Source organism: Flavobacterium sp. J27 (assembly GCF_004303025.1).
GTDB lineage: Bacteria > Bacteroidota > Bacteroidia > Flavobacteriales > Flavobacteriaceae > Flavobacterium.
The window spans coordinates 92801-107805 of the sequence record NZ_PJQW01000005.1 but is presented as its reverse complement, the minus strand read 5'-3'; the positions used below and the strand labels follow the sequence as shown (position 1 = coordinate 107805).

General features: G+C 27.2%; 15 protein-coding genes. 11 read left to right on the top strand and 4 right to left on the bottom strand.

Translation table 11 applies throughout. The annotated features are described in order from the left end of the window. Window positions 1–3: 3 nt before the first annotated feature. The 9 genes from CX675_RS08475 (at window position 4) to CX675_RS08435 (ending at window position 9478) form a co-directional block, all read left to right on the top strand. Window positions 4–816 carry a glycosyltransferase family 2 protein gene (locus CX675_RS08475; protein WP_130734805.1) on the top strand — a complete coding sequence of 271 codons (813 nt, stop codon included), beginning with the start codon at window positions 4–6 and terminating at the stop codon, window positions 814–816. Window positions 817–892: 76 nt separating this feature from the next. After that, entirely contained in the window at window positions 893–2098 is a 1206-nt protein-coding gene (locus tag CX675_RS08470; protein ID WP_165396004.1) for an O-antigen ligase family protein, read from the top strand. Continuing rightward, window positions 2091–2768 carry an acyltransferase gene (locus CX675_RS08465; RefSeq protein ID WP_130734803.1) on the top strand — a complete coding sequence of 226 codons (678 nt, stop codon included), beginning with the start codon at window positions 2091–2093 and terminating at the stop codon, window positions 2766–2768. The genes CX675_RS08470 and CX675_RS08465 overlap by 8 nt, the downstream gene beginning before the upstream one ends. Continuing rightward, complete coding sequence (locus CX675_RS08460) at window positions 2768–3913, top strand: glycosyltransferase family 4 protein (RefSeq protein ID WP_130734802.1); 1146 nt, start codon at window positions 2768–2770, stop codon at window positions 3911–3913. Before CX675_RS08465 ends, CX675_RS08460 begins: the two co-directional genes overlap by 1 nt. Before the next feature lie 40 nt (window positions 3914–3953). Beyond that, window positions 3954–5054, top strand: a complete 1101-nt coding sequence (locus CX675_RS08455) for a DUF1972 domain-containing protein (protein ID WP_130734801.1) — start codon at window positions 3954–3956, stop codon at window positions 5052–5054. Continuing rightward, the gene (locus CX675_RS08450; protein ID WP_130734800.1) at window positions 5005–6357 is read left to right on the top strand and encodes an O-antigen ligase family protein; all 1353 of its coding nucleotides are present in this window, start codon (window positions 5005–5007) and stop codon (window positions 6355–6357) included. Before CX675_RS08455 ends, CX675_RS08450 begins: the two co-directional genes overlap by 50 nt. A gap of 1 nt (window position 6358) precedes the next feature. Then, complete coding sequence (locus tag CX675_RS08445) at window positions 6359–7342, top strand: UDP-glucuronic acid decarboxylase family protein (RefSeq protein WP_130734799.1); 984 nt, start codon at window positions 6359–6361, stop codon at window positions 7340–7342. 1 nt (window position 7343) lies between these two features. Next, window positions 7344–8708, top strand: a complete 1365-nt coding sequence (locus CX675_RS08440) for an undecaprenyl-phosphate glucose phosphotransferase (RefSeq protein WP_130734798.1) — start codon at window positions 7344–7346, stop codon at window positions 8706–8708. Beyond that, the gene (locus tag CX675_RS08435; RefSeq protein ID WP_130734797.1) at window positions 8708–9478 is read left to right on the top strand and encodes a glycosyltransferase family 2 protein; all 771 of its coding nucleotides are present in this window, start codon (window positions 8708–8710) and stop codon (window positions 9476–9478) included. The genes CX675_RS08440 and CX675_RS08435 overlap by 1 nt, the downstream gene beginning before the upstream one ends. 3 nt (window positions 9479–9481) lie before the next feature. Here the strand turns inward: CX675_RS08435 and CX675_RS08430 are convergent, their stop codons facing one another. Then, a complete protein-coding gene (locus CX675_RS08430) occupies window positions 9482–10342 on the bottom strand; it encodes a hypothetical protein (RefSeq protein ID WP_130734796.1) in 861 nt (286 codons plus the stop codon). A gap of 15 nt (window positions 10343–10357) precedes the next feature. Continuing rightward, entirely contained in the window at window positions 10358–11668 is a 1311-nt protein-coding gene (locus CX675_RS08425; protein ID WP_130734795.1) for a phenylacetate--CoA ligase family protein, read from the bottom strand. 116 nt (window positions 11669–11784) lie between these two features. Here CX675_RS08425 and purD point away from each other — a divergent pair, with 116 nt between their 5' ends. Further along, on the top strand, window positions 11785–13056 hold the full coding sequence (purD, locus tag CX675_RS08420; protein WP_130734794.1) for a phosphoribosylamine--glycine ligase: 1272 nt from the start codon (window positions 11785–11787) through the stop codon (window positions 13054–13056). Between the two features lie 34 nt (window positions 13057–13090). On the opposite strand, the gene CX675_RS08415 is transcribed toward purD, so the two are convergent. Beyond that, window positions 13091–13321, bottom strand: a complete 231-nt coding sequence (locus CX675_RS08415) for a uracil phosphoribosyltransferase (protein ID WP_130734793.1) — start codon at window positions 13319–13321, stop codon at window positions 13091–13093. A 46-nt stretch (window positions 13322–13367) separates the two neighbouring features. Here CX675_RS08415 and CX675_RS08410 point away from each other — a divergent pair, with 46 nt between their 5' ends. Continuing rightward, complete coding sequence (locus CX675_RS08410; RefSeq protein WP_130734792.1) at window positions 13368–14294, top strand: DUF6427 family protein; 927 nt, start codon at window positions 13368–13370, stop codon at window positions 14292–14294. Here CX675_RS08410 and upp read toward each other — a convergent pair. Continuing rightward, window positions 14289–14942 carry a uracil phosphoribosyltransferase gene (upp, locus tag CX675_RS08405; RefSeq protein ID WP_130734791.1) on the bottom strand — a complete coding sequence of 218 codons (654 nt, stop codon included), beginning with the start codon at window positions 14940–14942 and terminating at the stop codon, window positions 14289–14291. The two genes, CX675_RS08410 and upp, sit on opposite strands and share 6 nt — an antisense overlap. Between the last annotated feature and the right edge of the window lie 63 nt (window positions 14943–15005).

Sequence of the window (15005 nt, the reverse complement as noted above, 5' to 3'; positions counted from 1 at the left end):
GACATGAAGATAGAATTATCTATAATAATAGTAAATTACAACGGATTAAAGTATTTAGAGAATTGTTTTAAATCATTGATTGAGAATTTGAAGGATATAAGTCATGAAATTATAGTTTTAGATAATAATTCTTCTGATGAGAGTTGTAACTATATAAAACAAAATTATCCAGCAATTAAATTAATAGAATCTAAAATAAATCACGGTTTTGGAATTGGAAATAATGAAGCAGTAAAATATGCAAAGGGAGAATATTTATTGTTAATCAATAATGACACAATACTTTTAGATGATTTAAAACAAGCTTTAAATTATATTAAATCGGATAATACTATTGGAGTAGTTGGAATAAATATGTTGAATAAAAATAAAGAATATATTCCAGCTGCTGGTAACTTCCCTAACTATAGAAATATGTTTCAATTTAAAAAACTTTTGTCTCTTGGATTAGAGTTTAAATCTGGAAATTTTTCTAAAGAGAGTTATGAAGTTGGTTGGCTTTGTGGATCATTCTTACTTCTATCTAAAAAAACATATTTAAAAATAGATGGGTTTGATAAAGATTATTTTATGTATGTTGAAGACGTAGATTTTTGTAAAAAAATTGCTAATCAAGGCTTGAAGCGTATTTTTTTACCAAATATTAACTATATTCATTTTGTGGGATTTAATCCAAAAAAAAATCCAATGTTAATAAAGGGATATAAAATATATATTAATAAACATTTTTCTGGAATTAAAAAAATAATTATTTCAAAGATACTTTTAATAAATTCGTTAGTAAAAACAGTAAAATTGACTTTGAAAACAGATTAATTCTGTATTTTTGGTCTTTTAACTTAATTGAATGATGAAGATTAATAAGTGCAGTTTTTATAAAACACTTTTTATTGTGATATTATTATCACAGATATATATTCCATCATTTAAAATTAATATTTTTTTTCAATTATTTGTTTTAGTTTTTTACTTTAGTATTGAAAAAGAAAGTCTTTCCATAAGATTAATAAAAACAATAACTCCATTAATTGTTATTTTTATACTAGGCTTTATCGGTTTTATATTGTATAAGAACCCTCTAGGTTATGCCTTAAAAGATATTTTTCATTTCATTAAACCAATACAAGGAATATTAATTGGATATTTTCTTTTTAAGGTAATAAATGATAAAAAAATATTTATTAAAACAATTATACAAACTGGTTTTATATCTGCAATAATACATTTTTTAATATTGATTATTTTTGTAGACTTAAGTTCAGGTTCCATTAGTGTAATAAGACAATTTACAAGAGATAATTTTTTAGAACTTTTTGCTCTTTTCTTTTTGGCATATAATCAGTTTTTTTATCATGAAAATGTTTTTTCTTCAAAGAAAAAATCTAGAATCATTTTTGCAGTAATATTTACTTCTTCTGTATTGTATTTTTCGAGGACTATGATGGTTGGCGCATTAATCTTATTTTTGTCTATTCATGGATATACTAAAATCAATCAAAAATCTATAAAAATTATTTTAATTATATTTATTAGTATACTATCACTATATGGCTATCTTTATTCAGTAAAAATAGACAGAGGAAAACCTGGTTTAGAAGCTTTTTTATATAAAATTAAAATTGCTCCAGAAGAATTGTTTAAAACAAAAATAGATAGAGAAGACCATAAAGATTTATGGGATCACTGGAGAGGTTATGAAGCTAAAAGATCATTTGCATTAATGGAAAAACATCCATTTAGTATTGTTTCAGGAACAGGCTATGGTTCGTTAGTAAATTTAAAGTTTTATGCGCCATTATCATCAGATAAAAAAGGTTTAAAATTTATATCAGAATTGCATAATGGATATCCCTATGTTTTGTATAAGATGGGAATAATAGGATTGTTATTTTATTTATTTTTTCTTATAAGATTATATAGTAAAGTTTATAAAAAATTTAGTTTTGAAAATGTTTTTACATCAGCTATTGGTATATATTATTTATTTTCAACTTTAACTATCACAGGTTTGTATAATACTAGTGATACAATAATTTTTGTATTGGGAGCATTGATTTTTGTAGCAGAAGAAAAACAAAAAAGGGAAAAACATGATTAAAAAATTATTTCAAAAATTATTGATAAAATCAGGTAAGCTATATAAAATAGATACAAGAATACCGAATAGTTTATTTATTCAGATGCTTATAGGTAGGTTGATTATGATGATAAGAGGAATTTTACTAGTAAGAAAAAAAATTTTTTTAGGAAAAAATTGTTCAATTAAAAACAAAAGGAATATTGTATTTGGTAAAAATGTGACTATAGAAAAATATACGACTATCGATGGTTATGCTTCAGAAAAATTAGAATTTGGTGATGGTTCAAGAATTGGTGCTTATTCATTAGTAACCTGCACAAGTCACTTGTCAAATTACGGCAAAGGTATTAAAATAGGATCAAATTCAGCAATAGGTCAGTTTTCTGAATTTGGAGCAGCTGGAGGAATTGAAATAGGAAATGATGTAATTATGGGGTCTTATATTAGTTTTCATTCAGAAAATCATAATTTTTCTGACACAACTAAATTAATAAGAGAACAAGGAGTAACACATTTAGGTATAAAGTTAGGAAATAATATTTGGGTTGGCTCAAAAGCCACATTTTTAGATGGGACAATTATTGGAAATAATTCAGTTGTTGCTTCAGGAGCAGTTGTTAGAGGAATCTTTCCTGACAATGTAGTAATAGGAGGAGTTCCTGCTAAAATTATTAAGACAATAGATTAATGAAAAACATCTTATTTATTCATCAGTCTGCTGAACTATATGGGTCAGATAAAACACTTTTACTTTTATTATCAAATCTTGATAAAACAAAATTTAATCCTGTGGTAATAATTCCATTTGATGGACCATTAAAAACGGAATTAGAAAAGCAAGAAATAAAAGTAATAATAGCTCCAGTATTAAAATTATATAGGAATATATTTGCATTTAAAAATTGTATTAAATTTCTTCAAGAAATAAAAAAATCGGTAAAGATTATTGATTTACTTAACAAAGAATACAAATTTGATTTAATTTATTCAAACACTTTAGCCGTTTTATTAGGTGCTATTTATGCTAAAAAAAGAAAAATAAAACACATATGGCATGTACATGAAATTATTGTTCATCCTAAGATTATAGCAGTAATTTTTTCTAAATTGTTAAAAACACATTCAAATCTAGTTATATGTAATTCAAAAGCAACTAGAGAAAATCTTATTAATAGAGAGCCAAAATTGAATAAGAAAATCATAGTAATTTATAACGGGTTAGAAGTTCCTAAAGTATTAGAAGAAAAAATAAATAAAGAATCATTCGGATTTAAAAATGATGATATTATAATTACACTAGTAGGAAGAATTAGTAGATTAAAAGGACATAAATGGCTATTAAACACATACAAAAATTCTTTTTCCATATCAGAAAATATAAAATTATTGTTTGTAGGTTCACCAGTTGAAGGGCAAGAGATTTATTTACATGAAATCGAAAAATTTATCTATACAAACCAATTATCTAATAAAGTAACTATTTTACCATTTACAACAAATCTTAATCCTATTTGGTCAATAACTGATATAGCAATAATGCCATCAACAGAAGCAGAATCTTTTGGATTAGTAGCATTAGAAGCGATGTTGTTAAAGAAACCAGTAATTGCTTCAAATTTAGGAGGATTAAAGGAAATCGTAAAAGACAATGTGACAGGCTTTTTAGTTGAGTCAAATAATTTAAAAGAATTAGAGATTGCCATTGAGAAACTTGTTGAAAACCCTCAATTAAGAAATGTATTTGGAAATAAAGGTTTTGAAAGAGCACAAACAAAATTTAAATTAGAGAGATATATTAATCAATTTGAAAAAACATTCGAGGAATTAATTTAATTAAAAAAATAAAATTATTTTTGTTTCAAGTTTAAAAACTATGAAAATTGCTATTTTAGGCACACGCGGAATTCCTAATTATTACGGAGGTTTTGAACAATTTGCCGAATTTTTTTCGGTTTATTTAGTTGAAAAAGGACATGAAGTATATTGTTATAATTCTCATAACCATAAATTCCAAGAAAAAAGCTTTCGTGGAGTTGAAATTATTCATAAATACGATCCTGAATATAAGTTAGGTACTTTTGGACAATTTATTTACGATTACAATTGCATTATAGATTCTCGCAAAAGAAATTTTGATATTATTCTTCAATTAGGGTATACAAGTAATTCTATTTGGTGTTTTTTACTTCCAAAAAAACCAATTATTATAACAAACATGGATGGAATAGAATGGAAACGTTCTAAATACTCTAAACCAGTACAACAATTTTTGAAATTTGCAGAACGATTAGCCGCTAATAGTAGCGATTATTTAGTTTCAGATTCTTTAGGTATTGAACGTTTTTTAAAGGAAAGATATCGTAAAGAATCTACATACATAGCTTATGGTGCTTACCTTTTTAATAATCCGATAGAAGAAATTATAAAACAGTATGAGGTAGAAAAAAACCAATACAATATGGTTATGGCCCGTTTTGAACCTGAAAATAATATTGATATGGTTTTGGAAGGAGTTGCTTTAAATACTGAAAACAAAACACCAATTTTAGTTATAGGCAACCACCAAACAAAGTATGGAACATATTTAAAAAATAAATTTAAAGAATATACTCATATTAGATTTTTAGGAGCAATTTATAATTTAGAACATCTTAATAATTTAAGGTATTATAGTAATATTTATTTTCACGGGCATTCTGTAGGAGGAACAAATCCTTCTTTGCTAGAAGCAATGGCATCTCAAGCTTTAATTGCTGCACATAATAATGATTTTAATAAAGGAGTATTAAAAAATAATGCCGTCTATTTCTCTTCTTCTCTCGAAGTCAAAAAAATCTTAAATTCTTTCAAAAAAAATGATAACTTGCAATTGATTGCGAATAATTTTGAAGCAATAAAAAATGATTTTAATTGGGATAAGATAAATGGGAAATATTTACAGCTATTTGAAGAATCTTTTTCAAGAAATAAGTAGGGAATCAAAAAATAATGTTTCTTTTTTCTTTTTAACACTATTTATTATTTCAATACCTCTTCCTCTAGGGATTAATAATGCGTGTTTAATTTTATTTCTTTTATCCTTACTTTTTGATTATAAAGCACTTCAGTTTACATTTTCCAAAAGGACACTTTTTCCGATACTTCTTTTTGTATTAGCGAGCGTATCTTATTTCTGGAGCGTAGACAAACAATTAACTATAAAAGATTTACCAAGAAATAGTTATTTGTTATTAATACCTCTTGCCTTTCTTTTTTGTGGAACTTGGATAAAAGAGGTAAAGGTTAAATTACTAAAGTATTACAGTTATTCAATAGTAGCTTACGTGTTCTTTTATTTAATTAGAGCCATTATAAAATATATTTATCTGAAAGACATAAGAGTTTTTTACTATCATGGGGAATATGATGATGATTTTGGATTAGTGCCGAAATCATTAAATGCCATTCATATGTCAGTTTTTGTTAGTCTTGCGTATTTCTATTTTTTAATTAAGGAATACAAAACACGCATTAATAAAGCTATTATTGTATTTCTTATGTGTTTTATATTTTTATTATCCTCAAAAAATATAATTTTAGTTTTTATTTTTTTAAATCTTGTATATTACTTTTTCTATACAAAATTGGCCAATAAAATGAGAATTAGAAACTTACTTGTTTTTATTGTAATAATAGGTACTTTTTTGTTTTATGGCAATATCAAACAACGATTTTCAGAAGAATTTAAAACGAATAAAAAAGAAAGTATCGCTCCTAGTGTTTTAGAAAGAAAACCTGAAAACGTTGTAAATTATGTGAGTATTAAAGAAGCATGGAGTAATCAAATGTTCACGCCGAATGATTTTTTTTCAGGGACAGCATTTAGAGTTTATCAATTAAGATTATTTTTTGATTTTCAAAAGGAAAACGCTATTTTTTGGACTGGTTTTGGACAAAACGCTTCTGGACCTAAACTTGAAGCAAAAGGAATAGAGTATAATGTTTTTCTAGGAAATAATGACAACGAAGGATATCAAAACAAAAACTTTCACAATCAATATATTCAAACCTTTGCCGAATTAGGTTTTTTAGGATTTCTAATTCTGTTAACCATGTTACTACTTTCAATAAAAAAAGGTTTTGAAAAGAAAGATTTTATTCACATTGTTTTTACATTTCTAATGATAAGCTTATTTTTGACGGAATCTTTTTTAACTAGACAAAGAGGAATTGTATTTTTTTCAATTTTTTATTGTTTATTCAATTTGGAAAGTAAAAAGATATTAATAAAAAAATAATATGAAAAGAGTTTTAATAACAGGTGCTGCTGGTTTTTTAGGATCTCATCTTTGTGATCGATTCATAAAAGAAGGTTATTTTGTAATAGGAATGGATAATTTAATCACAGGTGATTTAAAGAATGTAGAACACCTTTTTAAAGAAAAAAACTTTGAGTTTTACCATCATGATATTACAAAATTCGTTCACATTCCAGGTAAATTAGATTATATTTTACATTTTGCATCTCCTGCAAGCCCTATAGATTACTTAAAAATTCCTATTCAAACACTAAAAGTAGGATCTTTAGGAACACATAATTTATTAGGTTTAGCACGTGTAAAGAAGGCACGAATCTTGATAGCGTCAACTTCTGAAGTTTATGGTGATCCTTTAGTACATCCTCAAACGGAAGAATATTATGGAAATGTTAATACGATAGGTCCAAGAGGAGTTTATGATGAAGCAAAACGTTTCCAAGAGTCCATAACGATGGCTTACCATACATTTCATGGAGTAGAAACGCGAATCGTAAGAATATTTAATACCTATGGGCCTAGAATGCGTTTAAATGACGGTCGTGTAATTCCAGCCTTTATAGGTCAAGCTTTAAGAGGAGAAGATTTAACTGTTTTTGGCGATGGTAGTCAAACACGCTCTTTTTGTTATGTAGATGACCAAGTAGAGGGGATTTGGAAATTACTACATTCTGATTATTCTTCACCAGTGAATATTGGAAATCCAGATGAAATCACAATTAAAGATTTTGCTGAAGAAATTATAAAATTAACAGGAACCAATCAAAAAATAGTATACAAAGATTTACCTGTTAATGATCCATTACAAAGGCAACCAAATATAACAAAAGCAAGAGAAATATTAGGTTGGGAACCAAAAATTAATAGAGCAGAAGGAATGAAAATTACTTTTGAATATTTTAAATCGCTTTCACCAGAGGAATTAGCAAAAGAAGAACATAAAGATTTTACCAAATTTATTCATTAGAATGACTCAACATAAAGGAAGATATTCAAAATATATTAGGCCAACAAGTTTTATCATTGATATTATAATGGTTTTAACTATTTTTCCTCTTTTCTTTGAAGGGCTATCTATTAATTTCTTTTCTTTTGGCTTATACCTAGTTTTTATTTGGATTATAGGTTCTTTTTTTTCTAAATTTTATGAAGTATACCGTTTTACAACACCAGTAGAAATATTAACTAAGATTTTAAAGCAAAGTATATTTTTTTTATTGTTCATAATTTCTTTTTTTCCATTTCATAAAGACTATATTTTTAGTGGAACAGCAATAACAAAATATATCATATTACTGTTTAGTATTATAATTTTTTTAAAAACATTGGTATTTTATTATCTAAAAAAATACAGAATTGTTACAGGGAATAACTTTAGAAATACCATAATTATTGGATATACTAATGAATCTAAAGATTTAAGAGACATTTTTAAGAACAGATCAGATTATGGTTATAAATTTAAAGGTTTTTTTTCCGATAAAAAGATGAATCAAAATATAATCGGGAAAACCGATATGATAGAAAATTTTTGCATCAATGAAAAAATAGATGAAATTTATTGCTCTTTAAACGAAATTTCTAACGATAAAGTAAAAGAGCTTATTGAATTTACGGATGAAAATAATATTGTTTTGAAATTTATTCCAGATTCTAAGGCTATATTTTCAAAAAACTTAAAGCTAAATTATTATGAATTGTTCCCGGTTTTAACTTTACAAAAAACCCCATTACACAATCCATCTATACAAGTTTTTAAAAGATTTTTTGATTTCTTTTTTTCTTTTTTTGTAGTTATATTTATATTATCTTGGTTAACACCAATTTTGGCCATTTTAATAAAGCTAGAATCAAAAGGGCCTATTTTTTTTAAACAAAGTCGACCAGGTATAGATGAAAATGAATTTATTTGCTATAAATTTCGGTCAATGCAATTAAATCAAAATACAGAGAAAGAAGCTTCTAGAAACGATCCAAGAGTTACAAAAATTGGAAAACTAATTAGAAAAACGAGCATAGATGAACTACCTCAGTTTTTTAACGTTTTATTAGGGGACATGTCAGTTGTTGGGCCGCGTCCTCATCTATGGTCACAAAATAAAACCTATGGGAAGAAAATAAAAAAATATATGGTTCGTCATTATGTTAAACCAGGAATAACAGGTCTAGCACAAGTAAAAGGTTGTAGAGGAGAAATCGAAACAGACGAAGATATGATTAACCGTATCAAATACGATGTTTTTTACATAGAGAATTGGTCTATATTGCTCGATATAAAAATTATTATACAAACGATAATAAATATTTTTAAAGGAGAGGAGAAAGCCTATTAATGAATCCTTTAGTTTCTATAATAACACCTACATTTAATTCTGCAAAATATATTGCGGAGACCATAACTTCTGTTCAACAACAAAGTTACTCTTTTTGGGAAATGATTATAGTAGATGACGGTTCTACCGATAAAACGGAAAGTATTATTCTGTCATTTCTTAAAGAAGACAAAAGAATTCAATTTTATAAGTTAGATAAAAATTCTGGACCAGCTACGGCTAGAAATGTTGGTATACAAAAAGCAAAAGGAAATTATATTGCTTTTTTAGATTCCGATGACAAATGGAAATCCGAAAAACTTGAAAAGCAATTAGCATTTATGTTGGAACACAAAGTTCCTGTAACGTTTTCATTTTATAATGAAATTGATGAGGAAGGTAAAAGTTTGCGAAGATATATTACATCTCCTCTAGAAATTTCTTACTTAAAACTTTTCTTTTGTAATTGGGTAGGAAATCTGACAGGAATTTATTCCGTCGATTTTTTTGGAAAAGTTCCTATTTCTAATATAAAGAAAAGACAAGATTGGGTTCTATGGCTTACTTTAGTAAAAAAATCAAAAGTAATTAAACCAGTGCCTGAAAGTTTAGCTTTCTATAGAGTAAGAAACAATTCAATTTCTTCAAACAAATTAAAGTTAGTAAAAGATAATTTTAATATTTATTATAAGTATTTTAATTATAATGCCGTTCTATCTTTCTTTTTCATGATTTTATTTTTTTTAAACCATGCCATAAAGAAACTTATTTTCGTTAAGAAAACCGCCTAAAAGCTATAGTTTTAATACAAAAACTAAATTTCCAGCTAATAAATCATCTTCAGAATAAGAATCGTAATGTTTGTCTAACTTCAATGCTTTAAAAAGTAAATATTGGTTTGATTTTTTGTCTACTACATCATAGGATTGATGTAAAATTTCGATATCTAAAGATTCAAAGATTTTTACATATTCAGAGAAACGTAAACGGTTATGATAATCAAATTTCGTTTGAATTTTATTCCACTCTTTTTGACTATATTTTAAGAAATCTTGAAGGGAAAGGGTATGGTCAGAATATGCTCTATGGTCACTTGGAGAAACAAAATGAATAATGTAAGTTCCTTTTTTAAAGTTTTTTTTAAAATTTTCATGTATTAAAAGCATATCCTCAGGTTTCACATGTTCTAATACAAAACGTGAAAAAACAATACTTACCGTTGTATCTTTACAATTTATTACATCCGTCTTTGGAAAATAGTCTACTTGTTGTGGTAACTCATTTTTTCCAACATTTAAAAAAATAGAAGTCGTTTTTTCAAAGACATGATTAAATTTCTTTAAATTATTTTTCTGGTAATGATTATTAATATCATAAGTAAGTACTTTTTTTGCATTTCCTTTAAATAAAAATAAATAAGGTAAACTTGGAACCCAGCCAGAGCCAATCTCTAAAACGGTAGCATTTTTTATATTGATTTTATATTGATTACAAAGGGCAATAAGACTTTTAAAAGTATTTTCTGCACTTTTTAATTTCAACTCAAAGTTATTGGATTGCTTACTATTTTGGAAAAAATAATATAATGTAAAACCAATTTTATTCGGTAAAAAAGATACTATTTTAAAAAAAAAAGATTTTGTTTTATGATTCATAGGTTTATATCTAAATTATAAATTAGAGACAAATTGTTTCAATTTACCTCTCTTATTACGTGGTAAAAAGGCTTTTCGATGATAGGAAAAATTTAAATTAGGTTCTAAATATTTTGAAATGGCTTTCTCAATTTCTTCGATTTGTGATGTCGTTAATTCATAAGTACTAACATAGTCAATTTCAAAAGTGTCTATTTTTGTTTGACGAATGATAAACTCTTTTACATTACCGTCATCTTCAATAATACTTTTAGTTACATAATAAAAGGTGAGTCCGGGAGATTTCTTACCACTTGGCAAAACAGCAATATCATTTGTTCTTCCTATAAGGCGTTTTAATATTGGTTTTTTCCAAGTACTTCTCTCATCTAAAACACCCATATCGCCAATTTCATAACGGATAAAAGGATGCGCTTTATTAAAAAAAGAAGTAATCACAATTTTCCCTTCCGTTCCATAAGGCACAGGTTGATTGTTTTCATCTAGTATTTCAACAAATAACGTTTCGCTGTTTACTTGCCATTCTCTATTGGTGTTTTGAAAAGCTATTAAATCTAATTCAGAAGCGCCATATTCATTAACAATTGGTATTCCAAATTGTTTTTCTAATAATATTTTATCAGTATCAAACAACATTTCTGAAGTAACCATACAAACTTTTAGTGTAGGGCAAATGTCTTTTAAAACAATATTTTTCTTTTGTAAAAATTTAGCAAATAGTACAATAGAACTCGTATAGCCGTTAATATAATCAAACGGTTTTTGCTTAAAATGCTGTAAAATCTTTTCTAGAACTACATCTGATAAATCAAAAATAGGAAATCGGTACCGTTTGCTTAAAAAATCTTTAAGGCGTTCTTTTTGGTACCCAAAAAAATCTAAAGGAATACCATAAAAGCGAGCTTGATAAGAAGAGTTAAAGTCAATATTATACCATCCAAACCTATATATTATTGATGCCCAAGTTATCGCATGTGCCTCTTTGTCTTTAGCAAAAACAAAAGGATCACCACTGGAACCTGAGGTCTTATTAATAAAAATTGATTTTTCAGTATAGGAATTTGAAAGTCTTTCCGATAATGGTTGTTGTAAATCTTTTTTTGTTAGTATGGGTAAGTCTTCCCATTTTTTAAAAGAATCTTTACCTACTAATTTTTGATAAAATGGATTGTTTTTAAGATGAAATTCAACAATTTCTCTTCGTTTATTTTCGACAAATTTTTGATAGTTTTGATGATCAATTTTTAAAATAGAAGCAAAATCTTGCTTGGCTTTTTTGATTGGAAAACCATTTATTTTTAAACTGAACTCGAAAAGACGAAACATGTAGATTAATTTTTTCAAAAATATAAAAACTGATAGAAACAAAATTCTTTTTTCTTTCTTCTTTTTTCTTTCTTGTTTAGAAACTGTATTTTTGCCAAAATAACAACACAACAAAAATGACAATATTATTATTAGGTTCGGGAGGACGCGAACATGCTTTGGCTTGGAAAATGTTACAAAGTCCGAAATGTACTTCTTTGTTTGTTGCACCTGGAAACGCAGGAACAGCAGCAATTGCAAAAAATATTTCCATTAATCCAAATGATTTTGAAGCGGTTAAAGAATTTGTTTTACAAGAGAAAGTTACCATGGTTGTTGTAGGTCCAGAGGACCCTTTAGTTAATGGAATATATGATTTTTTTAAAGGAGATAGTTTATTAAATGGTATCCCTGTAATTGGCCCATCAAAAATAGGCGCTCAATTAGAAGGAAGCAAAGAGTTTGCTAAAGAATTTTTAGTAAAAAACAATATTCCTACTGCTAAGTATGAGAGTTTTACTGCCGCGACAGTTGCAGAAGGATGTGCCTTTTTAGAAACATTACAGCCACCATATGTGCTTAAAGCAGACGGTTTAGCTGCAGGGAAGGGCGTACTAATTTTACAAGATTTATCGGAAGCTCAAAGTGAGTTAAAAAGTATGTTAGTCGATGCAAAATTTGGTCAAGCGTCATCTAAAGTTGTAATTGAAGAGTTTTTAGATGGAATTGAATTAAGTTGCTTTGTTTTAACAGACGGGAAAAGTTATAAAATATTACCTACTGCTAAAGATTATAAACGTATTGGTGAAGGAGATACTGGTTTGAATACAGGAGGAATGGGAGCAGTATCTCCAGTGCCTTTTGCAGACCAAGTATTATTAGATAAAATTGAAACTAGAATTGTAAAACCAACCATTGAAGGGTTACAAAAAGAAAATATAGATTATAAAGGATTTGTTTTTATTGGACTTATTAATGTAAAAGGAGAACCTATGGTTATCGAATATAACGTGAGAATGGGAGATCCAGAAACGGAAGTAGTTATGCCAAGGTTAAAAAGTGATTTAGTAACTATTTTTGAAGCAATGAATGCACAAGAATTGGAAAAAATTACTTTAGAAATTGACGATAGAGCGGCTACTACAATTATGATAGTTTCAGGAGGTTACCCTGAAGCATATGAAAAGGGACATGAAATAACAGGGATGGAAACGATTACAGATTCTTTGGTTTTCCATGCAGGAACAAAATTAGATAATGAAAAAGTGGTTACAAATGGTGGTAGAGTACTGGCAGTAACCTCTTATGGAAATGATTTTCAAGAAGCCATAAAAAAATCTTATCAAAGTATAGCTAAGCTACAATTTGATAAGATGTATTATCGTAAAGATATTGGTTTTGATTTATAATATTGTAAATAAAATTCCTCAGTAATGGGGAATTTTATTTTAAAAATGAATGTGCTGTTGTATCTTGAGTATCTTCATTGTTTGCTTTATGAAGATTTAATTGTTTAACCCAATACACCATAGCAGCACAACAAATGATAATAAAAATCCAATTTATAATATTTGCTCCCCACCAGTTAGTTACTTCTAACGTTCTAAAATAGTCATATGGTAAAAATAAATAGTCTGTAAAAAGAGTAGCAATTCCTTCAAAAAATGATTTCATTTTAATAATGTATTATATTTACATTACAAAAGTATAAAATATCCTGATGATAGCAAGCATTTTTAATAAAACAAGACCTTTTAATTATGTAATTATTGGCACATTACTTTTAATTGCCTTTGTTTCCTATTCATTCTCTCATGAAACTTTTACTGGATGGCAGGGTTTTTTATATGGCGTGTTTTATTTCGCAACCATAGTAGCTTCCTGTTTTTTAGTTAATTTTATTGCCTTAAAAAATAATTTATCAAGAAATAATAATTATGCGATTTTATTATTTTTTATTTTCTTATTATTCTTTCCAACTATATTTAAAAACAAAAGTATTTTAATTTCAAATTTCTTATTACTACTTTCTCTAAGAAGATTAATTTCATTGAAATCGATGAAAAACACAAAAGAGAAAATATTTGATGCTTCTTTTTGGATTTTCTTGGCCGCGTTGTTTCATTTTTGGAGTATTTTGTATATCATTTTAGTTTTTATATCTATTACCTTACACGTTTCTAGAGATTACAGAAATTGGATCATACCCGGAATCGCTTTGTTTAGTGTTGTAATTATCTTTTTTATTTTTAATATTTTTAGTGAGAATCAATTATTAGAAGAGGTCTTTACTAAAACCTATATTAGCTTTGATTTTACTTATTTTGAAAATGTGTACCAAAATATAGCCTTAGCTGTATTTTCGTCCATAGGCTTTTTGTTTTTCATTTATATGATTATGTCAATGAGTTCAAAACCAATGAATATGAAAACATCTTATAAGAAAATTATTTTTTCATTTCTTTTAGGAATAGCGATTTATATTTTTTCAGCAGGTAAAAATAATAGCTGTTTGGCTTTTGCATTAGCGCCTTTAGCTATTTTAGGTTCTAATTTTATTGAAAATCAAGAAAATAAAATAATTAAAGAAGGTACTTTTTATTTGCTCGCGCTTTTAGGTGTTTTCTTTTTCCTTTGTCAATTATAATTTAATACCATAGGCTAAATCACCTGCATCTCCTAAACCAGGAAGGATGTAGTTTTTTTCGTTTAATTTTTCGTCTAATGCAGCAACCCATAAATGTACATTTCCAGGTAGATTTTCTTCTAAAAATTGGATGCCTTCAGGAGCAGCAATAGCCACAGCAACATGAATTTCTTTTGGTTTTTGTTCCAAATGCAATTTATGTAAAACAGCTACAATAGATTGCCCAGTAGCAAGCATTGGATCAATTAAAATGAGTGTTTTATTTTCTAAATTAGGAGCCGCTTGGTATTCCACACGTATTTCAAATTCAGTATCGTTATTAGGATGATATCTATAGGCAGAAACAAAACCGTTGTCTGCCGCATCAAAAATATTCATGAAACCGGTATGAAGTGCTAGACCTGCTCTTAAAATAGAACATAAAACAACGTTATCAGAGATTTGTGTAGTGTTTTTTATTCCTAATGGAGTTTGTACTTGAATCGATTTGTATTCTAATGTTTTACTCAATTCATAGGCCATAATTTCACCTATACGCTCAATGTTTTTTCGAAAACGCATGCTATCTTTTTGAATAGAAACATCTCTTATTTGAGCTAAAAAATGATTTAAAATACTGTTTTCTTCGGAAATATAATGAATGTGCATTGGATTAGTTTTTAAATTTCAGGTTAAAAGTACAAAAAAACCTTATTTTTGTAGAAATTTAAA